Source organism: Pseudomonas veronii (genome assembly GCF_002028325.1).
Lineage (GTDB): Bacteria > Pseudomonadota > Gammaproteobacteria > Pseudomonadales > Pseudomonadaceae > Aquipseudomonas > Aquipseudomonas veronii.
The window spans coordinates 1,493,093-1,515,407 of record NZ_CP018420.1 but is presented as its reverse complement, the minus strand read 5'-3'; the positions used below and the strand labels follow the sequence as shown (position 1 = coordinate 1,515,407).

General features: G+C 60.7%; 26 protein-coding genes. 12 read left to right on the top strand and 14 right to left on the bottom strand.

Annotated features, from left to right (window positions below; genetic code table 11):
- The first annotated feature begins 61 nt into the window (after positions 1-61).
- The 10 genes from PverR02_RS06890 to PverR02_RS06845 all read left to right on the top strand — a co-directional run bounded on the left by PverR02_RS06890 (position 62) and on the right by PverR02_RS06845 (position 8,715).
- The gene (locus PverR02_RS06890) at positions 62-559 is read left to right on the top strand and encodes a DUF6231 family protein (RefSeq protein ID WP_017844778.1); all 498 of its coding nucleotides are present in this window, start codon (positions 62-64) and stop codon (positions 557-559) included.
- 4 nt (positions 560-563) lie between these two features.
- A complete protein-coding gene (locus PverR02_RS06885; protein ID WP_017844777.1) occupies positions 564-1,034 on the top strand; it encodes a YchJ family protein in 471 nt (156 codons plus the stop codon).
- Between the two features lie 21 nt (positions 1,035-1,055).
- Entirely contained in the window at positions 1,056-1,538 is a 483-nt protein-coding gene (locus PverR02_RS06880; RefSeq protein ID WP_046384449.1) for an LEA type 2 family protein, read from the top strand.
- Positions 1,535-1,729: an SEC-C metal-binding domain-containing protein gene (locus tag PverR02_RS06875; protein ID WP_079442996.1), complete on the top strand. Its 195-nt coding sequence runs from the start codon at positions 1,535-1,537 to the stop codon at positions 1,727-1,729. The genes PverR02_RS06880 and PverR02_RS06875 overlap by 4 nt, the downstream gene beginning before the upstream one ends.
- A gap of 102 nt (positions 1,730-1,831) precedes the next feature.
- Entirely contained in the window at positions 1,832-4,273 is a 2,442-nt protein-coding gene (locus PverR02_RS06870; protein ID WP_079442995.1) for a penicillin acylase family protein, read from the top strand.
- A gap of 263 nt (positions 4,274-4,536) precedes the next feature.
- Positions 4,537-5,316: a transporter substrate-binding domain-containing protein gene (locus PverR02_RS06865; RefSeq protein WP_046384451.1), complete on the top strand. Its 780-nt coding sequence runs from the start codon at positions 4,537-4,539 to the stop codon at positions 5,314-5,316.
- 57 nt (positions 5,317-5,373) lie between these two features.
- Positions 5,374-6,102, top strand: coding sequence for an ABC transporter permease (locus tag PverR02_RS06860; protein ID WP_079442994.1), 729 nt, complete (start codon positions 5,374-5,376; stop codon positions 6,100-6,102).
- A complete protein-coding gene (locus tag PverR02_RS06855) occupies positions 6,099-6,809 on the top strand; it encodes an ABC transporter permease (protein ID WP_017844772.1) in 711 nt (236 codons plus the stop codon). Before PverR02_RS06860 ends, PverR02_RS06855 begins: the two co-directional genes overlap by 4 nt.
- Positions 6,810-6,818: 9 nt before the next feature.
- A complete protein-coding gene (locus PverR02_RS06850; protein ID WP_079442993.1) occupies positions 6,819-7,937 on the top strand; it encodes a succinylglutamate desuccinylase/aspartoacylase family protein in 1,119 nt (372 codons plus the stop codon).
- A gap of 13 nt (positions 7,938-7,950) precedes the next feature.
- Positions 7,951-8,715 (top strand): ABC transporter ATP-binding protein, encoded by a 765-nt coding sequence (locus tag PverR02_RS06845; RefSeq protein ID WP_079442992.1) that lies wholly within the window; start codon positions 7,951-7,953, stop codon positions 8,713-8,715.
- A gap of 233 nt (positions 8,716-8,948) precedes the next feature.
- Here the strand turns inward: PverR02_RS06845 and PverR02_RS06840 are convergent, their stop codons facing one another.
- Both PverR02_RS06840 and dcd read right to left on the bottom strand, forming a co-directional pair.
- Positions 8,949-9,155, bottom strand: coding sequence for a hypothetical protein (locus tag PverR02_RS06840; RefSeq protein ID WP_017844769.1), 207 nt, complete (start codon positions 9,153-9,155; stop codon positions 8,949-8,951).
- A 107-nt stretch (positions 9,156-9,262) separates the two neighbouring features.
- Positions 9,263-9,829 (bottom strand): dCTP deaminase, encoded by a 567-nt coding sequence (gene dcd, locus PverR02_RS06835; protein WP_017844768.1) that lies wholly within the window; start codon positions 9,827-9,829, stop codon positions 9,263-9,265.
- 399 nt (positions 9,830-10,228) lie between these two features.
- On the opposite strand from dcd, the gene PverR02_RS06830 reads away from it, so the two are divergent.
- Entirely contained in the window at positions 10,229-10,438 is a 210-nt protein-coding gene (locus tag PverR02_RS06830; RefSeq protein WP_002554837.1) for a cold-shock protein, read from the top strand.
- Positions 10,439-10,628: 190 nt separating this feature from the next.
- Here the strand turns inward: PverR02_RS06830 and rpoS are convergent, their stop codons facing one another.
- The 8 genes from rpoS to PverR02_RS06790 form a co-directional block, all read right to left on the bottom strand.
- Complete coding sequence (gene rpoS / locus PverR02_RS06825; RefSeq protein ID WP_017844767.1) at positions 10,629-11,633, bottom strand: RNA polymerase sigma factor RpoS; 1,005 nt, start codon at positions 11,631-11,633, stop codon at positions 10,629-10,631.
- A gap of 105 nt (positions 11,634-11,738) precedes the next feature.
- Entirely contained in the window at positions 11,739-12,575 is an 837-nt protein-coding gene (locus PverR02_RS06820) for a peptidoglycan DD-metalloendopeptidase family protein (protein WP_079442991.1), read from the bottom strand.
- Between the two features lie 209 nt (positions 12,576-12,784).
- On the bottom strand, positions 12,785-13,420 hold the full coding sequence (locus PverR02_RS06815) for a protein-L-isoaspartate(D-aspartate) O-methyltransferase (RefSeq protein ID WP_169850588.1): 636 nt from the start codon (positions 13,418-13,420) through the stop codon (positions 12,785-12,787).
- 41 nt (positions 13,421-13,461) lie between these two features.
- Positions 13,462-14,211 carry a 5'/3'-nucleotidase SurE gene (gene surE / locus PverR02_RS06810; protein WP_017844765.1) on the bottom strand — a complete coding sequence of 250 codons (750 nt, stop codon included), beginning with the start codon at positions 14,209-14,211 and terminating at the stop codon, positions 13,462-13,464.
- Complete coding sequence (gene truD, locus PverR02_RS06805; protein ID WP_017844764.1) at positions 14,199-15,257, bottom strand: tRNA pseudouridine(13) synthase TruD; 1,059 nt, start codon at positions 15,255-15,257, stop codon at positions 14,199-14,201. The genes surE and truD overlap by 13 nt, the downstream gene beginning before the upstream one ends.
- Positions 15,254-15,727 carry a 2-C-methyl-D-erythritol 2,4-cyclodiphosphate synthase gene (gene ispF / locus PverR02_RS06800; RefSeq protein WP_017844763.1) on the bottom strand — a complete coding sequence of 158 codons (474 nt, stop codon included), beginning with the start codon at positions 15,725-15,727 and terminating at the stop codon, positions 15,254-15,256. Before ispF ends, truD begins: the two co-directional genes overlap by 4 nt.
- A 54-nt stretch (positions 15,728-15,781) precedes the next feature.
- On the bottom strand, positions 15,782-16,627 hold the full coding sequence (gene fghA / locus PverR02_RS06795; RefSeq protein ID WP_017844762.1) for an S-formylglutathione hydrolase: 846 nt from the start codon (positions 16,625-16,627) through the stop codon (positions 15,782-15,784).
- An 8-nt stretch (positions 16,628-16,635) separates the two neighbouring features.
- The gene (locus PverR02_RS06790; RefSeq protein WP_017844761.1) at positions 16,636-17,748 is read right to left on the bottom strand and encodes an S-(hydroxymethyl)glutathione dehydrogenase/class III alcohol dehydrogenase; all 1,113 of its coding nucleotides are present in this window, start codon (positions 17,746-17,748) and stop codon (positions 16,636-16,638) included.
- Positions 17,749-17,857: 109 nt separating this feature from the next.
- Here PverR02_RS06790 and PverR02_RS06785 point away from each other — a divergent pair, with 109 nt between their 5' ends.
- Positions 17,858-18,760, top strand: a complete 903-nt coding sequence (locus PverR02_RS06785) for a LysR substrate-binding domain-containing protein (protein ID WP_079442990.1) — start codon at positions 17,858-17,860, stop codon at positions 18,758-18,760.
- Between the two features lie 111 nt (positions 18,761-18,871).
- Here the strand turns inward: PverR02_RS06785 and ispD are convergent, their stop codons facing one another.
- The 4 genes from ispD to kdsA all read right to left on the bottom strand — a co-directional run bounded on the left by ispD (position 18,872) and on the right by kdsA (position 22,313).
- Positions 18,872-19,579 (bottom strand): 2-C-methyl-D-erythritol 4-phosphate cytidylyltransferase, encoded by a 708-nt coding sequence (ispD, locus tag PverR02_RS06780; RefSeq protein WP_017844759.1) that lies wholly within the window; start codon positions 19,577-19,579, stop codon positions 18,872-18,874.
- Positions 19,576-19,854, bottom strand: a complete 279-nt coding sequence (ftsB, locus tag PverR02_RS06775) for a cell division protein FtsB (RefSeq protein ID WP_003172294.1) — start codon at positions 19,852-19,854, stop codon at positions 19,576-19,578. Before ftsB ends, ispD begins: the two co-directional genes overlap by 4 nt.
- 171 nt (positions 19,855-20,025) lie before the next feature.
- Positions 20,026-21,315 carry a phosphopyruvate hydratase gene (gene eno, locus PverR02_RS06770; protein WP_017844757.1) on the bottom strand — a complete coding sequence of 430 codons (1,290 nt, stop codon included), beginning with the start codon at positions 21,313-21,315 and terminating at the stop codon, positions 20,026-20,028.
- Positions 21,316-21,467: 152 nt separating this feature from the next.
- Positions 21,468-22,313 (bottom strand): 3-deoxy-8-phosphooctulonate synthase, encoded by an 846-nt coding sequence (kdsA, locus tag PverR02_RS06765; protein ID WP_010563535.1) that lies wholly within the window; start codon positions 22,311-22,313, stop codon positions 21,468-21,470.
- Positions 22,314-22,315: the final 2 nt, after the last annotated feature.

The following is a 22,315-nucleotide window of genomic DNA, read 5'->3' as shown; positions in this document are numbered from 1 at the left end:
CCGCTCTAGGCCCGCACGCTCAGCCGCGCTAGTCTCTAGGGTCCTGATGTGAGGATCTCTGATGACCGCTGGTATTTCTTCCCGTACACCCCAGCAAGCCCTGGCTGCCTTGCTCGATTTGCACCAGCCCAAACGCCTGTTGCTGTTGGGTGCCAGCCAGTTCCCGGCGCTGGAGGCCTTTCAAAAGGCGCACCCTGAGACCCAGGTGTCCGTCGCGACGCCTGGCGCGCTGCCGGCGGACCTCGCGGCGCAGCGTTTTGACCTGGCGCTGGTGGTCGATTGCCTGGAGCACCTGTCAAAACCACAAGGCCTGACCCTGCTGGGCGGCATCCGCAACCTCAATGCCAGCCGCATTGCGGTGCTGGTCGACCTGGGCGCCTGCGACTGGAAAGACACTGACTTCTTCTCCCTGGCCCTGCAGGCCGGCGAGCGCTTCCAGCGCGATGAGCAGGTACTGACGCTGTTTACCTATGATCTGCTTGACTATAAACAGGTGCCGGACTGGCTCAACGCCCGCTTCTGGGCCAACCCGGAAAACTTCGGAAAGTATTGGTGGTAACCCGATGAGTACATCCATTTGCCCCTGTGGCAGCGGCAACCTGCTGGACGCGTGCTGCGGCCATTATCACGCCGGCCACCCGGCGCCGTGCGCCACCGCGCTGATGCGCTCGCGCTACAGCGCCTACGTACTGGGCCTGGTGGACTACCTGGTGGCTACCACGTTGCCTGCGCAGCAGGCCGGCCTGGACCGTGATGCCATCGCCACCTGGAGCGCCCAGAGCACCTGGCTCGGCCTGGAAGTGGAAAGCTCCGAGGTGTTCGGCGGCCAGCCGGAACATGCGTTCGTGACGTTTACCGCGCGCTGGCATGACAGCACCGGCGAACACAGCCACCGCGAACAGTCCTCTTTCGTACAGAATGAGGGACACTGGTACTTCATCGACCCCACCGTGGAAGTGAAGGCCGGACGCAATGATGCATGCGTCTGCGGGAGTGGGCAGAAGTTCAAGAAGTGTTGCTCCAGCTACCTCTAACCACCTCACAGGGATCGCGCCATGCTCCGCACTTACAGCTTGTTGCTGGCGTTGACCCTTGGCTTGAGCGGCTGCGCCTCATGGTTCGAGGACGACGCCCCACCGCCCCACGTCGCCCTGGTGAAGGTCGAAGTGGTGCGGGCCAAGTTGCTCGAACAGAAGTTCAAGCTGTATTTCCGCGTAGATAACCGCGACGACGCCGACCTCACGGTGCGCGGCCTGATCTACAAGGTCACCCTGGGTCGCTTGCTGCTGACCGAAGGCGAATCCAACGAATGGCTCACCGTGCCGCCGCGTGGCCACGCCTTTTTCAAGATCTCGGTACGCACCAACCTCTGGCCGCAGATCCGTGACGTCGTGCAGATGCTGAAAAACCCCGACCGGCCCGTGCCTTATCGGCTGGAAGGCGAGCTGAAAACCGGATTATTCATCGGTAATGACGTGCGCGTGGACCACAATGGCGAGATAATCCCCGGCGATTTTATTCCGGAGCGACATCGATGACTCAGCAACCCCATGTCCATGGTCCTGACTGCAACCACGATCACCATGATCACGACCACGGCCATGTCCACGGCCCGAACTGCGGCCACGCTCACCAGGAGCCGGTGCGCAACGCCCTGAAAGACGTTGGCCGCAACGATCCATGCCCGTGCGGCAGCGAGAAGAAATTCAAGAAGTGCCACGGCGCTTGAAACCTGGCTACTGAAAATAAGCTTTAGCTCCTGCTTGCGTCGTTTCACCGCGCTCACTAACGTAGCGCCTTTACTGACGCTACCCCCCGCAGGAGCTTTGCCATGGCCTCGCCAGCCCTTTCACATTTTCTTCCCCGGTTCGGCGTTGCCGCGGCAGTGGCCAGTGCATTAAGCCTGGCCGGTTGCCAGCTCCAGAGCACCCAGGACACCCTGCCCCCCGTTACCGGCGTCCAGCCGATCAAGGGCCTCGCGCAGAATGTTTCGATACGCCGCAATGCCCAGGGCATGCCGCTGATTGAAAGCAATACCTTCCACGACGCACTGTTCAGCCTCGGCTATGTGCATGCCAGCGACCGCATCACGCAGATGGTCACGTTGCGCCTGCTGGCCCAGGGCCGTCTGGCGGAAATGTCCGGCCCCGAGGTGCTGGATGTCGACCGTTTCATGCGCGCGGTCAACCTGAAAAAAAGCGCCGGCGAGCTCTACAACGCCTCGTCGCCGCGCCTCAAGCGCTTCTTTGAAGTGTATGCCCGTGGCGTCAACGCCTACCTGTTCCGCTACCGCGACAAGCTGCCGCCGGACCTGGCCCAGACAGGTTACAAACCCGAGTACTGGAAGCCGGAAGATTCGGCGCTGTTGTTCTGCCTGTTGAATTTCAGCGAGTCGGCCAACCTGCAGGAAGAATTGTCATCGCTGGTGCTCGCGCAAAAGATCGGTGTCGACAAACTCGCCTGGCTCACCCCAAGCGCGCCGGACGAGCCGATCCCCCTGGCCGAAGCCGACAAGCTCAAGGGCGTGAACCTGAGCCAGATCACCGGCCTGGCCGGGTTGGACACGGTCAGCCAGCAACTGAGCAGCCTCAACTCACTGGCGGTGACCACTTCGAGCAACTGGGCCATCGGCCCGCAACGCAGCCGCAGCGGCAAGAGCCTGCTGGCCAACGACCTCGCGGCCCAGCCGCAAGCCCCGTCGCCATGGAACTACGTGCAGATCCGCGCACCGAAATACCAGGCCGTCGGCGCCTCGATCGCCGGCCTGCCGACCCTGTTGTCCGGCTTCAACGGCAAAGTGGCGTGGAGCATGAGCACGGTCAAGGGCGACACCCAGGACCTGTTCCTGGAAAAGGTCAAACGCCAGGGCAGCGCGCTGTACTACGAGAACAACGGTAAATGGCTACCGGCCGCTGTGCGCAACGAAACCTTTTTCATCAAAGGCCAACGCTCGATTCGTGAGGTGGTGTACGAAACCCGCCACGGTGCCCTGCTCAACAGCAGCCAGGCGCTGACCAGCGGGCTGGGCCTGGCCCTGCAAACGGCGGACTTCAAGGACGACAAGAGCCTTGATGCGTTCTTCGACCTGTCCCGCGCGCAAAACGCCGCCAAGGCCTCGGATGCGACCCGGGAAATCCGCGCCATCGCCTTGAACATGGTGTTCGCCGATGCCAGCAACATCGGCTGGCAGGTTACCGGGCGCTTCCCCAACCGCCGCGAAGGCGAAGGCCTGCTGCCCTCGCCGGGCTGGGATGCGCGCTTCGACTGGGACGGTTACGCCGACGCGATGCTGCACCCTTATGACCAGGACCCGGCCCAAGGCTGGATCGGCACCGCCAACCAACGTACCGCGCCGCGCGGTTATGGCATGCAACTGTCCAACTCCTGGGACGCTCCGGAGCGCAGCGAGCGCCTGGCGCAATTGGCCAATGCCGGCAAGCACGACAGCCGCAGCATGATCGCCATGCAATACGACCAGACCACCACGTTCGCCGCCAAGCTCAAGAACATGTTCCAGGCGCCGGGCATGGCGCAGCCGCTGAAACAGGCGATCGCTGCGCTGCCCGCGGCCGAACAGGCCAAGGCCCGTGAAGCGCTGAATCGTCTGATGGCGTTTGACGGCCGCCTGGCGCCGACGTCCGCCGACGCAGCGATGTATGAGCTGTTCCTGCAGGAAAGCAGCAAACAGATCTTCCTCGACGAACTCGGCCCGCAAAACAGCGCCAGCTGGAAAGCCTTTGTCAGCAACGCGAGCCTGTCCTACGCCGCCCAGGCCGACCACCTGCTGGGCCGTGAAGACAGCCCGTTCTGGGACGATGTCCGCACCGCGCAGAAAGAAGACAAGCCGACGATCCTCGCCCGCAGCCTGGCCGCTGCGATCACTGCCGGCGACAGCCAACTGGGTACCGATCACAAGGCCTGGCAGTGGGGCAAACTGCACAGCACCACCTGGAAGAACCGCAATGGCCAGGTGATCCGCGGCCCGCTGGCCAGCGGCGGCGACCACAACACCCTGAACCCGGCGCCGTACAACTGGGGGGAGAGTTTCGACACCACCCAAGTGCCGGCACTGCGCATGATTGTCGACTTCGGCCAGGCAGAACCGATGACGGGCCAGGGCGGTATCGGCCAGTCCGGCAACCCGGTCAGCCCGAACTATGCCAATGGCATCGATCCGTCGCTCAAGGCGCAATACCTGAGCTTCCCGATGCAGCCGCAGAACTTTGACAAGGTGTATGGGAAAGCCAGGCTGACCCTCACGCCCGGCAAATAACCGTACCAACAGGTGGGAGCAGGCTTGCCTGCTCCCACATTTTTTAATCTGCGCTCGATCCAAAATAGTGCAGCCTATTTTTCATGCCCATTTTCGGGCACCTCCTATACTCATAGCTCCCTCTTCCCACCTTTTAAAACGATCATTCGGAGCTGCATTCGGAACTATGGTGCAGAAATTGCTACTTGTGATCCGTCTGACACCGTTCAGTAACAGTCCTAAACGCGCCACAAGCGCTTATCTTGGTTTCCAGGGATTACATAATGAAAAAAGCATTGCTGACCCTTTCTGCACTGGCTCTGTGCATGGCCGCTGGTTCCGCCTTGGCCAAGGAATACAAGGAATTGCGTTTTGGTGTCGATCCTTCCTACGCGCCGTTCGAGTCCAAAGCCGCTGACGGCAGCCTGGTGGGCTTCGACATCGACCTGGGCAATGCGATCTGCGCCGAACTGAAGGTCAAGTGCAAGTGGGTCGAAAGCGACTTCGACGGCATGATTCCAGGCCTCAAAGCCAACAAATTCGACGGTGTGATTTCGTCCATGACCGTCACCGAAGCCCGCATGAAGGCCATCGACTTCTCCAACGAACTGTTCTCCGGCCCGACTTCGCTGGTATTCAAGAAGGGCGCCGGCTACTCCACGCCTGAGTCGCTCAAGGGCAAAACCGTGGGCTACGAGCAAGGCACCATCCAGGAAGCCTACGCCAAGGCCGTGCTGGACAAGGCCGGCGTGACGACCAAGGCTTATGCCAACCAGGACCAGGTCTACGCTGACCTGACCTCCGGCCGTCTCGACGCCTCCGTGCAGGACATGCTGCAAGCCGAACTGGGCTTCCTGAAGTCGCCGGCCGGTGCCGGTTACGAAGTCAGCGCGGCCATCGACGACCCATTGCTGCCGTCGAAAACCGCGGTCGGTATCAAAAAAGGTAACACTGAGCTGAAGGCCCTTTTGGATAAAGGTATCAAAGCGTTACACGATGATGGCACCTACGCCAGCATCCAGAAGAAACACTTTGGCGATCTGAACCTGTACAGCGGCAAATAATGCCTGGGGCGCCCCTTCCCGGGAGGGGCGCTGTTTTATCGCCATAGGTCCTGATTTATGTTCGAAGAACTGTTGCAAACCCTCGGGCTGAGCGCGTTCAGTTTGAAGGGTTTCGGCCCGCTGTTGCTGCAAGGCACCTGGATGACCCTCAAGTTGTCGGTGCTGTCCCTGGCCGTCAGCGTGTTGCTGGGCCTGCTCGGCGCCAGCGCCAAACTGTCCAGCCTGCCGTTCCTGCGCATTCCCGCCCAGCTCTACACCACGTTGATTCGTGGCGTGCCCGACCTGGTGCTGATGCTGCTGATTTTCTACAGCCTGCAAACCTGGCTGACCGGTCTTACCGACTTCATGGAATGGGAATACATCGAAATCGACCCATTCAGCGCCGGGGTGATCACCCTGGGCTTTATTTACGGTGCGTACTTCACCGAAACCTTTCGCGGCGCGATCCTCGCGGTGCCCCGTGGTCAACTGGAAGCCGCCACGGCTTACGGCCTCAAGCGCGGGCAGCGGTTTCGCTACGTGACCTTCCCGCAAATGATGCGCTTTGCCCTGCCGGGCATCGGCAACAACTGGATGGTAATGCTCAAGGCCACCGCACTGGTGTCGATCATCGGCCTCGCGGATCTGGTCAAGGCCGCGCAGGACGCCGGCAAGAGCACCTATCAGCTGTTTTACTTCCTAGTGATCGCCGCATTGATCTACCTGCTGATCACCAGTGCGTCCAACTTTGTCCTGCGCCGTCTTGAACGTCGCTATTCGGCAGGCTCGCGGGAGGCCGTGCGATGATCGAACTCTTGCAGGAATACTGGCGCCCATTCCTTTACAGCGATGGCCAGCACATCACCGGCCTGGCCATGACCATGTGGTTGCTCAGCGCCTCGCTGGTGATCGGCTTCCTGGTGTCGATTCCGCTGTCCATCGCCCGGGTGTCGCGCAATCCCTTGGTGCGCTGGCCGGTGCAGTTCTACACCTACCTGTTTCGCGGCACGCCGCTCTATATCCAATTGCTGATCTGTTACACCGGCATCTACAGCATCGCCGCCGTGCGCGCCCAACCGGTGCTGGATGCGTTCTTTCGCGATGCGATGAACTGCACGGTCCTGGCCTTTGCCCTCAACACCTGCGCCTACACCACGGAGATTTTCGCCGGGGCGATCCGCAGCATGGCCCACGGCGAAGTCGAAGCGGCCAAAGCCTACGGCCTCAGCGGCTGGAAGCTGTACGCCTATGTCATCATGCCGTCGGCCCTGCGCCGTTCATTGCCGTACTACAGCAACGAAGTGATTTTGATGCTGCACTCGACGACAGTGGCGTTTACCGCGACGATCCCGGACATTCTCAAAGTGGCCCGGGACGCCAACTCGGCCACGTTCCTCACCTTTCAATCGTTCGGCATCGCTGCGCTGATCTACCTGACCGTGACCTTTGCCCTGGTCGGTCTGTTTCGTCTGGCGGAGCGCCGCTGGCTGGCCTTCCTCGGGCCGAGCCACTAAGGAGCCTTCATGCGTCATCAGGTTCATGAACTGATCGCGCCCGTGCCTGGCACGGCACGGCAGATTCACAGTTTCCACTTCGGCCCGGAGCTGGCCGAACGCAAGGTCTATATCCAGTCGTCACTGCATGCCGATGAATTGCCGGGCATGCTGGTGGCCTGGCACCTCAAGGCGCGCCTGGCGCAACTGGCCGCCGCCGGGCGCTTGCGCAGCGAGATCGTGCTGGTGCCGATCGCCAACCCGGCGGGCCTCGAACAAGTGTTGATGGACATCCCGCTGGGCCGCTATGAGCTGGAAAGCGGGCAGAACTTCAATCGCCTGTTTGTCGACCTCAGTGAAGAGGTGGGCGATCGGGTCGAGGATTTGCTCGGGGATGATCCCCAGCGCAACGTCGAATTGATCCGCACGGCACTCTCCACCGCGTTGGCCGCACAAACCGCCGCGACGCAGTTGCAGTCCCAGCGCCTGGTGCTGCAACGCCTGGCTTGCGATGCCGACATGGTGCTCGACCTGCATTGCGATTTCGAAGCCGTGGCGCACCTGTACACCACGCCCGAGGCCTGGCCACAGGTGGAGCCGTTGGCGCGCTATATCGGCTCGGAGGCCAACTTGCTGGCCACCGATTCCGGCGGGCAATCTTTCGATGAGTGCTTCAGCCTGGTGTGGTGGCAATTGCAGCAACGCTTCGGCGAGCGCTTCCCGATCCCCATGGGCAGCTTTTCGGTAACCGTCGAGCTGCGCGGCCAGGGTGACGTCAACCACGGCCTGGCCGGCCTCGACTGCCAGGCGATCATCGACTACCTGATTCACTTCGGCGCGATTGCCGGCGACGTGGCACCGCTGCCCGCCCTGCCCTACCCGGCCACCCCGCTGGCGGGAGTCGAACCGGTGGCGACGCCGGTCGGCGGCCTGCTGGTGTTCAGTGCCTTGCCCGGCGAGTACCTCGAAGCCGGGCAACTGATCGCCGAAATCATCGACCCCATTACTGACCGCGTAACGCCTGTGCATTGTCAAAACGCCGGCCTGCTTTACGCCCGTTCGCTACGGCGCATGGCCACTGCGGGGATGGTCATCGGCCATGTCGCAGGCTCAGAGGCCTACCGCAGCGGCTACCTACTTTCGCCTTGAGGATGCACGCCCCATGTACAAACTGACCGTTGAAGGCCTGCATAAAAGCTATGGCGACAATGAAGTGCTCAAAGGCGTCTCGCTCAAGGCCAAGACCGGTGACGTGATCAGCCTGATCGGCGCCAGCGGCTCGGGCAAGAGCACCTTCCTGCGCTGCATCAACTTTCTGGAAACCCCCAACGACGGCGCGATGACCCTGGATGACAAGCCGATCCGCATGGTCAGCGACCGCCACGGCATGCGCGTGGCCGACGATGCCGAGCTGCAGCGCCTGCGCACACGCCTGGCGATGGTGTTCCAGCACTTCAACCTGTGGAGCCACATGAGCGTGCTGGAAAACATCACCATGGCCCCGCGCCGGGTGCTGGGCTGCAGTAAGAAAGACGCCGAAGACCGTGCCCGTCGCTACCTGGACAAAGTCGGACTGCCGGCCCGCGTGGCCGATCAATACCCGGCATTTCTCTCCGGCGGCCAGCAGCAACGCGTGGCCATCGCCCGCGCCCTGGCGATGGAACCGGAAGTGATGCTGTTCGACGAACCCACCTCGGCCCTCGACCCGGAGCTGGTGGGCGAAGTGCTGAAGGTGATCCAGGGCCTGGCCGAGGAAGGCCGCACCATGATCATGGTGACCCACGAGATGAGCTTTGCGCGCAAGGTGTCGAACCAGGTGCTGTTCCTACACAAGGGCCTGGTGGAAGAGCAAGGCACGCCGGAGGATGTGCTGGGCAACCCGAAAAGTGAGCGCCTGCAACAGTTCCTGAGTGGCAATCTGAAGTAAGCCTTCGCCGATCTTCCCACGCGCCCCCTGCGCCGCCTAAGCGCTCTGAGAGCCCGCCCAGCCGGCCCATGCGCTTGAGCGCGGCAATCCACGATAAGCGCGCAGGCAGCCCGCTGCCCGCGTTTTGGGGCTTTGCTGGGGATACTGAGTGCAACACGGCGGATATTTGTGATCGGCCGCCAGGAGAAATGGCCAGCCCGCGGAAGGACTGACCACATTCCAATCTGCAGGCATCAGGCCATCGGCGCGGGTGGCGGCTCGTCCGGAAGGGTCGGTTCGCCAGGTTCGTCGGGTTCGGTAGGGTACGGGGAATCGGGCTCAGGTTGACCGGGGATACCACCCGCATAAGCAGGGTCGGCCATCAGGGACCAGGCCAGAACACCAATCTGGTTGGGTTCAAGCCGGGCGAGTTCGGCGCTGATTCGCGGGTCGAGTTTCATAAGGTACTCCTCAAGCGTGGCTCGGCGCGCATTGCACGCACCGAAGCAGTACACCCAATAGAGTCACTTTCCGCAGACTAATTCCCTTTACGCGTAGGAGCTTTCGATCAAGCGCGTGGCAAGGTGACGCCGCGCTGGCCCTGGTACTTGCCAGCACGGTCCTTGTAGGACACTTCACAGGCCTCATCGGACTGCAGGAACAGCATCTGCGCCACGCCTTCGTTGGCGTAGATCTTCGCTGGCAGGGTGGTGGTGTTGGAGAATTCCAGGGTGACGTGACCTTCCCACTCAGGCTCAAGTGGCGTCACGTTGACGATGATGCCGCAGCGCGCGTAAGTGCTTTTACCCAGGCAGATGGTCAGCACGTCGCGGGGAATACGGAAGAACTCCACGGTGCGCGCCAGGGCGAAGGAGTTGGGCGGGATGATGCACACGTCGCTCTTGACGTCGACGAAGCTCTTTTCGTCGAAGTTCTTCGGATCGACGATCGCCGAGTTGATATTGGTGAACACCTTGAACTCATCGGCACAACGCACGTCGTAGCCGTAGCTGGAAACACCATACGAAATCACGCGATCGGCGTCGTCACCACGGATCTGGCGCTCAACGAACGGTTCGATCATGCCGTGCTCTTGCGCCATGCGGCGAATCCACTTGTCCGATTTGATGCTCATGGCGGGTGTCCTGATAGCGAGGTGGAAAAATTCTGTTGGGCATCTTACCGGGGCAGGCGTTGGGGTTCAAAGGGCGTGGGGCTTTTGTTGACGAATGTGTTGATCAATGCCCGCCTTGTACAAGCCGCGCCCATTGGGGCCGGGACCCGAATCGGCGTGCGCGACGGACGTAAATACCACCGCCAGTCACGAAATTAGAGAAACCTTCGGAAATACCATTGGCACGTTCCGGAAAAAGGGTTAAGGTGGCGCCACTGTGCTGCTTGTGTCACTGAGAATCTCTACACGATATGTTGAATTTCGATCCAACCATCTCCAAGAATTTTTCCTGCTCTTTGCACTCAGTCTCGGCCAGGGCTTTTCCTGAGTCGCAGTTAACTTTGTCCAAGGAGATACACCATGTCTAATCGCCAAACTGGTACCGTTAAGTGGTTCAACGATGAAAAAGGCTTCGGCTTCATCACTCCACAATCCGGTGACGACCTGTTCGTTCACTTCAAAGCTATCCAATCCGACGGCTTCAAAAGCCTGAAAGAAGGCCAACAGGTTTCTTTCATCGCTACCCGCGGTCAGAAAGGCATGCAAGCTGAAGAAGTTCAAGTTATCTAACTTGTACTGACTCAGTCGAAAGAACCCCGCCCTTAAAAGCGGGGTTTTTTTATGCCTGGGATTTGGGCATGCATGAGCGCAAAAAATATGGGAGGGGACTTACTCCCGATGGCAGTGGGTCAGTCAATACATCCAGTGACTGATCCACTGCCATCGGGAGCAAGCCCCCTCCCACATTCAGACTGCGTCGTTACTGAAACAACGACTCGCTCGACAAGCCGTTCTTCTCCAGGATCTCACGCAAGCGCTTGAGCCCTTCTACCTGGATCTGCCGCACCCGCTCACGGGTCAAGCCGATCTCCAGGCCTACATCCTCCAGGGTGCTGCTCTCATGACCGCGCAGGCCGAAGCGGCGAATCACCACCTCGCGCTGCTTGTCCGTAAGCTCCGACAACCACTGGTCAATGCTTTGGGAAAGATCATCGTCCTGCAACAGCTCGCAAGGGTCTGTCGGGCGATCATCCGTCAGGGTGTCCAGCAGGGTTTTGTCCGAATCCGGGCCCAGTGAGACGTCGACCGAAGACACGCGCTCGTTAAGACCGAGCATGCGCTTGACCTCGCCCACCGGTTTTTCCAGCAGGTTGGCGATTTCTTCGGGAGAGGGTTCATGATCGAGTTTTTGTGTCAGCTCACGCGCCGCCCGCAGGTAGACGTTGAGCTCCTTGACCACATGGATCGGCAACCGGATCGTGCGGGTTTGATTCATGATCGCCCGTTCGATGGTCTGACGAATCCACCAGGTGGCATAGGTCGAGAAGCGGAAGCCGCGTTCGGGGTCGAACTTCTCCACCGCCCGGATCAAGCCCAGGTTGCCCTCCTCGATCAGGTCCAACAGGGACAGCCCGCGATTGACGTAGCGTCGGGCGATTTTCACCACCAGACGCAGGTTGCTTTCAATCATGCGCTTGCGCCCAGCCGGATCGCCCTTTTGCGACAAGCGCGCAAAATGGACTTCTTCTTCGGGAGTCAGCAGAGGGGAAAAGCCGATTTCATTGAGGTACAGCTGGGTCGCATCGAGCGCCCGCGTGTAGTCAATGTACTTATGTTGCTTTAACGCAGTGGAGTTCTTGGATTTGGTGCGAACTGAAGGTACAGCCATTCCCTCATTCGACATCGATTCCATAGCGATGCCGGTCTCCGTAAGGAGAACCTCATCGTCGATGTCAAACTCCGGCGCTTCTTTACTGAGAGCCATTGTTATAGTCCTTTGGTGAGTTCGACCTCAAGCTCAAGCGACGCCTTTATCCTTGGCAACGCTGGAGCCTGTTCCTTCTACGTGAGGGAACAGGCTGGCAACACATCAACGACGGGGTAGGAATTGCAGAGGATCTACAGGTTTCCCTTGGCGGCGAATCTCAAAGTGCAGTTTCACCCGGTCTGTACCAGTTGACCCCATTTCGGCAATTGTCTGTCCGACTTTGACCTGCTGCCCCTCCCGAACCAACAGCCTACGGTTGTGGCCGTAAGCACTGACGTAGGTATCGCTGTGTTTGATGATGACCAGCTCGCCGTAGCCCCGCAAACCACTCCCGGCGTACACCACTGTCCCATCAGATGCAGCTAAAACAGGCTGTCCCAAATCCCCGGCGATATCAATGCCTTTATTCAAACTACCGTTTGAAGAGAATTTTCCAATCAATACGCCGTTCGACGGCCATCCCCAGCCGGTCGGCGCAGGCCCCGCAGGCGGCAGCGGCGCGGCTGCCGGTTTGCTCGCAACCGCAGGCGCGGCGCTGCCTGCAGGCCGCGTGATGATCGTGGTTCTGCTCGAGGACGAGGGCGAAGATGTGGTGTTTGTCACCACTGATGTCGGTGTTGAACCGGTGCGTCCATCGAAGCGAATCGTCTGACCCGGATGTATCGTGTAGGGCACCGGAATATTGTTGCGCGCGGCGAGCGCCTTGTAGTCCCAGCCATAGCGGAAGGCAATCGAAAACAACGTATCGCCCTTGCGCACCACATACTGCCCCGTGGTCACGGTCGGCTTCTGCGGCGCGGCATTCGTGCGATCAACCACCCTCGCGCCCCCGGAAGGCGTGCTCGAACAAGCCGCCAATAAGGAACTCAAGACAAGGCCAAGCACCAGTCGCTGAAAGCTTGTTTTACTCATACGCTGCGCAAGACCTGTGAGACTCACCCGCCGCTCCCTTTGTGGTGGCTGAACATGAATGCCTGTATCAGGCTTGAAATATGTCGTAAGTATAACTGGGCATTGGCTTTTTACTGGCACACGACTGAAACGAAAGATTCATCGCGTTTAAAACCAACGACCGATCATGTTGACTCTATAGACCCCGCCGTAAGACACATCGCCGCCAACAGAATTCACTGCTCGCGAATAAATGATCAGGCCAGCGGGCCATTGAGCAACGGCACGAAACGCACGGCGCCGAGCACATGCCGGGAAAAGCCTTCGTCTTCACGGATAATGAGCATCAATTGTTGCACTTCGCCGGAACCCACCGGGATCACCAGCCGACCGCCAGGGGCCAGTTGATCGAGCAACGCCTGCGGTACATCGGTGGCGACCGCGGTGACGATGATGCCGTTATACGGCGCCAGCGCCGGCCAGCCTTCCCAGCCATCGCCCCAGCGGAACACCACGTTGCGCAGGTTCAGTTCCACCAGGCGTTCCTTGGCGCGATCCTGCAGCACCTTGATGCGCTCCACCGAGAACACGCGCTCCACCAACTGCGACAGCACGGCAGTCTGGTAGCCGGAACCGGTGCCGATCTCCAGCACCTTGTCCAACGGGCCCGCCGCCAGCAGCAGCTCGCTCATACGCGCAACCATATACGGCTGGGAAATGGTCTGGTTATGCCCGATCGGCAACGCCGTGTCTTCATAGGCGCGATGGGCCAGGGCCTCATCGACAAACAGGTGCCGGGGCGTGCGCCGGATCACTTCCAGTACCTGGGCGTTGGACAGGCCTTCTTCGTACAGGCGCTGGATCAGACGCTCGCGGGTGCGCTGGGAGGTCATCCCGATGCCGCGACGCAACAGGTCGTCTTGTTCACGAGCCATCAGCGCAAGTCCTCCAGCCAGCCATCGAGACTACTGAAGGCATCACTGAAGGTGCGATCGAGCTGCAACGGGGTAATCGATACATAGCCTTGCATCACCGCATGAAAGTCAGTGCCCGGCCCACCGTCTTCGGCATCGCCCGCAGCGGCGATCCAATAACCTTCCTTGCCACGCGGGTCGACCACCTTCAACGGCGCCGCCGCGCGGGCGCGATGGCCCAGGCGCGTGAGCTGGATACCGCGAATATGCTCGAGGGGCAAGTTGGGGATATTGACGTTAAGCACCGTCCGGGGCGGCAGATCGAGGGAACCGTGGGCCTCCACCAGCTTGCGCGCGAAATGCGCGGCCGTCGGCAGGTTGTCCAATTGACGCGAGGTCAACGAAAAGGCGAACGAGGTCCGCCCCAGGAAACGCCCTTCCAGGGCCGCAGCCACCGTGCCGGAATACAGCACGTCATCCCCCAGGTTGGCGCCGAGGTTGATGCCCGACACCACCAGGTCCGGCTCCTGATCCAACAAACTGTTGATCGCCAGGTGTACGCAGTCGGTGGGGGTGCCGTTCACGCTGATATAGCCATTGGCCAGAACGTGTACGTGCAGCGGACGGTCGAGCGTCAGCGAACTGCTGGCGCCGCTCTTGTCCTGGTCGGGGGCAACCACCACGCACTCGGCGTAATCCGCCAGCGCAGCATGAAGCGCGGCGAGGCCGGGTGCGGTGGCACCGTCGTCATTTGATATCAGAATACGCATGGGCTGTCCGTCTGCCCCACCGGCACCAGATCAACAAGCTCGCGCACCAAGACAGTGGCGAAGCATCCGGCCGGCAGGACGAATTCCAATTGCAGAATGTCAGGCCCGGGATAATGCCACGTCAACCCGCCAATGGGCAGTCGCAGAATGCGACGTTCCTGGCTCATGCCGGCATTCACCAGCCAATCGCGCAGGTCGGCCTCACTGGCGGCAACCGCCTGCTCCAGCGCATGGGTTGCACCGCTGGCTGGCGAATCGCCTTCGCCCCACTGCGGTCCGGTGGGGTGCAGATCGAGGATCGCCAGGCGCGGATCGCTGCATTCAGCCTCCCCCGCCGGGAAAAAACTGCGGCTGTCGGTGAAGGCCAGCAGATCGCCGACCTGCGCACGCTGCCAGGAACCGTCCGCGACACGGGCCGCCAACACTTTGTTGAAGAGGTAACTGCGCGCCGTCGACAGCAACCGCGAACGCACGTTGCGCTGCTCCGGCAAGGCCTTGCGGGCCGCCCACTCACGCGCATCCACCACATTGCCGCCGTTGTGGCCAAAGCGCTGGGTGCCGAAATAATTGGGAATGCCGTGCTGGGCGATCAGTTGCAAGCGCGCATCGATGGCCGCGTGATCCCCCGCCAGTTGCGTCAGGCGCAAGGTAAAACCGTTGGCCGAATGAGCACCGCGTTGCAGCTTGCGCTTGTGGCGGCCGGTCTTGAGGATCTTGAGGGTGTCGTTTTCCGCGCCGCTCAGGTCCGGATCGGCCTTGCCCGGCAGTTGCACACTGAACCACTGGCGGGTCAACGCCTGGCGATCCTTGAGCCCGGCATAGCTGACGGTGCGCAACGGCACGCCGGCGGCCTTGGCGATCCGGCGCGCGGCTTCTTCGGTGTTGAGGCCACGCTTTTCCACCCACAGCCACAGGTGCTCACCCTCACCGCTCAGCGGGATATCGAGCACTTCGTCGACCTGGAAATCTTCCGCGGTAGCCTTCAGCACGGCGCTGCCCAAGGCCTCGCCATAGGCCCGCGGGCCCAGCAGTTGCAAGTCGTTCATGCGCGCAGCAACAAAGCGACGGAATGTACCGCAATGCCCTCTTCACGACCGGTAAACCCGAGCTTTTCGGTGGTGGTGGCTTTCACGTTCACTTGATCCAATTCAATGTGCAGATCCGCCGCGATCAGCGCGCGCATCGACTCGATGTGGGGGGCCATTTTCGGCGCCTGGGCCACGATGGTGTTATCGACGTTGCCGACCTTCCAGCCTTTGGCGTGGATCAGGCCGACCACATGGCGCAGCAATACCCGGCTGTCCGCGCCCTTGAAGGTCGGGTCGGTGTCCGGAAAGTGCTTGCCGATATCGCCGAGCGCCGCGGCGCCGAGCAAGGCGTCGCTCAACGCGTGCAGCAGGACATCGCCGTCGGAATGAGCCAGCAACCCATGGTGGTGCGCGATCCGCACGCCGCCCAGGGTGATGAAATCGCCTTCAGCGAAACGGTGCACATCGTAGCCGTGGCCAATACGCATAAAAAAACGCCCCGATTTAATTCAGGGCGTGATTCTACCTACTTTTGTCGCATATTAACCGAGCAAAGCACGGCCATGATGTCGCAAATGATCTTCGATGAAGCTGGCGATAAAGAAGTAGCTGTGGTCGTAGCCCGGTTGCAGGCGCAGTTCGAGCGGATGGTTGGCCGCTTTCGCCGCTTGCTGCAGGGCTTCGGGCTTGAGCTGCACCGCGAGGAAGTCGTCGCGGTCGCCCTGGTCCACCAGCAACGGCAGCTTTTCCGCGGCTTCGCTGATCAGCACGCAAGCGTCCCACTCGCGCCACTTCGAGCGCTCTTCGCCCAGGTAACGGGAGAAGGCTTTCTGGCCCCATGGGCAATCCATCGGGTTGTTGATCGGCGAAAACGCCGACACCGATAGGTAACGCCCGGGGTTGCGCAATGCACATACCAGCGCACCGTGGCCGCCCATGGAGTGGCCGCTGATACCGCGCTTCTGCGAAGCCGGGAAATGCGCCTCAACCAACGCCGGCAATTCCTGCACCACGTAGTCATGCATCCGATAGTGCTTGGCCCAGGGTTCCTGGGTGGCATTCAGATAGAACCCGGCCCCCAGGCCGAAATCCCAGGCGTTGTCCGGATCGCCCGGCACCCCAGGACCACGCGGGCTGGTGTCCGGCGCAACAATGATCAGCCCCAGTTCGGCCGCCATGCGCTGGGCGCCGGCTTTCTGCATGAAGTTTTCATCGGTGCAGGTCAACCCGGACAGCCAGTACACCACCGGCAGCTTGCCGCCCTGCTCCGCTTGCGGCGGCAGGTAGACGGCGAAGGTCATGTCGCAACCGAGCACCTCGGAATGATGCTTGTAGCGTTTATGCCAGCCGCCGAAGCTCTTCTGGCACGACAGGTTTTCCAGACTCATGGCCGACCTCAGAAGTGAATGACGGTACGAATGCTCTTGCCTTCATGCATCAGATCAAACGCTTTGTTGATGTCTTCCAGGCCCATGGTGTGGGTGATGAAGGTGTCCAACGGGATCTCGCCGCTCTGGGCCATTTCCACGTAGCTGGGCAGCTCGCTGCGACCACGCACGCCGCCAAAGGCCGAACCGCGCCAGACGCGGCCGGTCACCAGTTGGAATGGACGGGTGGAAATTTCCTGGCCGGCACCGGCAACGCCGATGATCACCGATTCGCCCCAGCCTTTGTGGCAGCACTCGAGGGCGGCGCGCATCAGTTGCACGTTGCCGATGCACTCGAAGGAAAAGTCCACGCCGCCGTCAGTCAAATCGACAATCACGTCCTGGATCGGGCGATCGTAGTCTTTCGGGTTGATGCAGTCGGTGGCGCCCAGTTGCTTGGCGATTTCGAACTTGGCCGGGTTGATGTCGATGGCGATGATGCGACCGGCCTTGGCTTTTACCGCGCCGATCACCGCCGACAGGCCGATACCGCCCAAGCCGAAGATGGCGACGGTATCGCCGGGCTTGACCTTGGCAGTGTTGATCACCGCACCGATGCCGGTGGTGACGCCACAGCCGAGCAGGCAGACTTTTTCCAGCGGCGCGTCTTTAGGAATCTTCGCCACGGAAATTTCCGGCAGCACGGTGTACTCGGAAAAGGTCGAGGTGCCCATGTAGTGGAAAATCGGCTGACCCTTGTAGGAAAACCGCGTGGTGCCGTCGGGCATCAGGCCTTTGCCCTGGGTGGCACGAATCGCCTGGCACAGGTTGGTCTTGCCCGACAGGCAGAATTTGCACTTGCCGCATTCCGGGGTGTAGAGCGGGATCACATGGTCGCCGACTGCAACCGAGGTCACGCCCTCGCCGATCGCCTCAACCACCGCACCGCCTTCATGGCCGAGAATCGACGGGAAGATGCCTTCCGGGTCGGCACCCGACAACGTGTAGGCGTCGGTATGGCACACGCCGGACGCAACCACGCGCAACAGCACTTCGCCGGCCTTGGGCATGGCGACATCCACTTCTACGATCTCGAGGGGCTTCTTGGCTTCGAAGGCTACGGCGGCGCGGGACTTGATCATCCGGGTTTCTCCTGGGAGTTAAAAACTAAGACGGCGAGTGTAAAACATGCCCCGCTGATTAATAATCCAGGCAAAAGCAAAACTTTATTGCTATACAGGGATAATCGCCATGCTGGAAAACCGCTGGGAAGGCATCGATGAGTTCGTCGCCGTCGCTGAATGCAGCCAATTCACCGCGGCGGCGGAACGCCTTGGGGTGTCTTCGTCGCACATCAGCCGGCAAGTGGCTCGCCTGGAAGAACGGCTGCAAACGCGCTTGCTGTATCGCAGTACGCGCAAGGTGACCCTGACCGAAGCCGGCCAGACCTTTCTGCAACACTGCCAGCGCCTGCAGGATGGCCGCGAAGAGGCCCTGCGCGCCGTCGGCGACCTCGCCAGCGAGCCCAAGGGCATGCTGCGCATGACCTGCGCCGTGGCGTATGGCGAACGATTCATCGTGCCGCTGGTGACGCGGTTCATGGGGCTTTACCCGCAACTGCGGGTGGACATCGAACTGAGCAATCGTCAGTTGGACTTGGTACACGAAGGCCTCGACCTGGCGATTCGCCTGGGACGCCTGCAAGACTCGCGCATGGTCGCCAGCCGCCTGGCGCCGCGCCGCATGTACTTGTGCGCGTCGCCGTCCTACCTGGCGCGGTATGGGCGGCCGCACAGTTTGTCGGAATTGACTCGGCACAACTGCCTGATCGGCAGCTCGGACATCTGGCAACTGGCCCAGGACGGGCGCGAATTTTCCCAAAGGGTGCAGGGCAACTGGCGCTGCAACAGTGGGCAAGCGGTGTTGGACGCGGCGTTGCAAGGGGTGGGTTTGTGTCAGTTGCCGGACTATTACGTGCTCGAGCATTTGCACAGTGGCGCGCTGGTGTCGTTACTGGAAGCGCATCAGCCGCCGAATACGGCGGTGTGGGCGTTGTATCCGCAGCAGCGGCATTTGTCGCCGAAGGTCAGGAAGCTGGTGGATTATTTAAAGGCAGGGTTGGCCGAACGGCCCGAGTACGGTGCTGAGCATTGATGGCGTTTATCGTTTATGTAGGAGCGAGCTTGCTCGCGAAAAACTTGAGAGCGCCGCTTCAATCCAGATTGTCCGCGTTATCGTTGACGTTTTTCGCGAGCAAGCTCGCTCCTACAGCCGATTGGCCCAGCGTAGTCGCAGCCATTCCAGGTCCTCGGGCCGGGTCACCTTGATATTGTCCGAGCGTCCTTCGATCAGGCGCGGCGCCTGGCCTGACCATTCCATGGCCGACGCTTCGTCGGTAATCACCGCATCGGCCACAAGGCTGTCGGCCAGTGCACGGTGCAGCGCACCCAGGCGGAACATCTGCGGCGTGTAGGCCTGCCAGATCAAGCTGCGGTCAACGGTCTCGATGACGCGACCATGCTTGTCTACACGCTTGAGGGTATCGCGGGCCGGCACAGCCAGCAGGCCGCCCACCGGATCGTCCGCGAGTTCGGCGAGCAGTTTGTCGAGATCGTCACGACTCAGGTTAGGCCGCGCCGCATCATGCACCAAGACCCAATCATCATCGCTGGCGCCCAGGGCATTGAGCTGCAGCAACGCATTGAGTACCGAGCCCGAACGCTCCGAGCCACCGTCCGCCCGCTGGATACGCGGGTCAGCGGCACACGCGAGGTGAGGCCAGTAAGGGTCATCAACAGCAAGACTGACCACCAGGCCCTTGAGCGAGGGGTGGTCGAGAAAACAGCCAAGGCTGTGTTCGAGAATAGTGCGCCCGCCCAGTTGCAAGTACTGCTTGGGACGGTCCGCAGCCATACGGGCACCGATGCCCGCGGCAGGAATCACGGCCCAGAAGGCCGGCAAACGGTGATTCATTGGGCCAACTGGTAGAGGGTTTCGCCCTCCTTGACCATGCCCAACTCATGGCGAGCCCGCTCTTCGACGGTCTCCGTGCCTTTTTTCAGCTCAAGCACCTCGGCATCGAGAACGCGATTGCGCTCCAGCAGGCGTTCGTTTTCGGCGTGCTGGTCGGCAATTTGCTGGGTCAGGTCTTTTACCTGCGCAAAGCTGCCATTACCCACCCATAGGCGGTACTGCAGGCCAGCCAGCAACAAGAGCAAGACGAGGAACAACCAATTGGGACTGCGCATCGAATATCGGGTATCCAGTGAAAAAAGACCGCCATACAAAACTTTTGCAGCAACGGATAGCACGAAGCCTGGAAGACCCAGGCTTGTGCTTGATCGTCATCAGATTAGCGTCGAATTTCACACTCTCGTGATTTTTCCGACACAATCTGCCGACTTTTTACCATTTACTGATCAGCCGCGAAACTCGCTGCGACCGTTGTACTTGGCTTTACCCGCCAGTTGCTCTTCGATACGCAGCAATTGGTTGTACTTGGACACGCGATCGGAACGGCACAGCGAGCCGGTCTTGATCTGGCCCGCCGACGTGCCCACGGCCAGGTCGGCAATGGTCGAGTCTTCGGTTTCGCCGGAGCGGTGCGAGATCACGGCGGTGTAGCCCGCGGCCTTGGCCATCTGGATGGCTTCCAGGGTTTCGGTCAGGGTGCCGATCTGGTTGAACTTGATCAGGATCGAGTTGGCGATCTTCTTGTCGATGCCTTCTTTCAGGATCTTGGTGTTGGTCACGAACAGGTCGTCGCCCACCAGCTGGATTTTTTCGCCGATCTTGTCGGTGAGGATTTTCCAGCCGTCCCAGTCGGACTCGTCCAGGCCGTCTTCGATCGAGATGATCGGGTAGCGCTGGGTCAGGCCCTTGAGGTACTCGGCAAACCCTTCGGAGTTGAACACCTGGCCTTCGCCGGACAGGTTGTACTTACCGTCTTCGTAGAATTCGCTGGCAGCGCAGTCCAGGGCCAGGGTCACGTCGGTGCCCAGGGTGTAGCCGGCGTTGGCTACGGCTTCGGAGATGACTTTCAGTGCATCTTCGTTGGACGCCAGGTTCGGCGCGAAACCACCTTCGTCACCCACGGCGGTGCTCAGGCCACGGGCCTTCAGCACAGCCTTGAGGTGATGGAAAATCTCGGTGCCCATGCGCAGGCCTTCGGAGAAGGTCTTGGCGCCAACCGGCTGCACCATGAATTCCTGGATGTCGACGTTGTTATCGGCGTGCTCGCCGCCGTTGATGATATTCATCATCGGCACCGGCATCGAGTACACACCCGGAGTGCCGTTGAGGTTGGCGATGTGGGCGTACAGCGGCAGGTCCTGGTCCTGCGCGGCGGCCTTGGCGGCGGCCAGGGACACGGCGAGGATGGCGTTGGCACCCAGGCTGCCTTTGTTTTCAGTGCCGTCGAGTTTGATCATCGCGTGGTCCAGGGCTTTCTGGTCCAGCGGGTCTTTGCCCAGCAACAGGTCGCGAATCGGACCGTTGATGTTGGCTACCGCCTTGAGGACACCCTTGCCCAGGTAACGGCTCTTGTCGCCATCACGCAGTTCCAGCGCTTCGCGGGAACCTGTGGAAGCACCGGACGGCGCGCAAGCGCTGCCGATGATGCCGTTATCGAGAAGCACGTCGGCTTCGACGGTGGGGTTGCCACGGGAGTCGAGAACTTCACGACCTTTGATGTCGACGATTTTTGCCATTGTTGTAAACACTCCAAAGTTGACGAAAATGCTCTATACCGCTCGATTTAACTTGTCGCGCACATTGCAATATTTGGAACAAACTTGCCAGTAATAGTGCCCTCTCGGGCCTCATCGCGAGCAAGCTCGGCTCCTACACGGAGAACTGGCGCTTACGCGGTCTCTACCGTCGGAAAACTCTTGACCAGTTCGTCCAACTGCTTGAGCTGGGCCAGGAATGGCTCCAGTTTGTCCAGGCGCAGGGCGCAAGGACCGTCGCATTTGGCGTTGTCCGGGTCCGGGTGGGCTTCCAGGAACAGGCCGGCCAGGGACTGGCTGATGCCGGCCTTGGCCAGGTCCAATACCTGGGCACGACGCCCGCCAGCGGAGTCGGCGCGGCCACCCGGCATTTGCAGCGCGTGGGTCACGTCGAAGAACACCGGGTATTCGAACTGTTTCATGATGCCGAAACCGAGCATGTCCACCACGAGGTTGTTGTAGCCGAAGCTCGAACCGCGCTCGCAGAGGATCAACTGGTCGTTACCCGCTTCCACGCACTTGTTCAGGATGTGCTTCATTTCCTGGGGCGCGAGGAACTGGGCTTTCTTGATATTGATCACCGCACCGGTCTTGGCCATGGCGACCACGAGGTCGGTCTGGCGCGACAGGAAGGCCGGCAACTGGATGATGTCGCACACCTCGGCGACCACGGCAGCCTGTTCAGGCTCGTGGACGTCGGTGATGATCGGCACGCCGAAGGCTTGCTTGATGTCCTGGAAGATCCGCATGCCTTCTTCAAGGCCCGGGCCGCGATAGGAGGTCACGGACGAACGGTTGGCCTTGTCGAAGCTGGCCTTGAACACATAAGGGATACCCAGTTTCTGGGTAACCTTGACGTACTCTTCACAGACCTGCATCGCCATGTCGCGGCTTTCCAGCACGTTCATGCCGCCGAACAGCACCATGGGCTTGTCGTTGGCAATCTCGATGTCGCCTACGCGAATGATCTTCTGGGCCATCA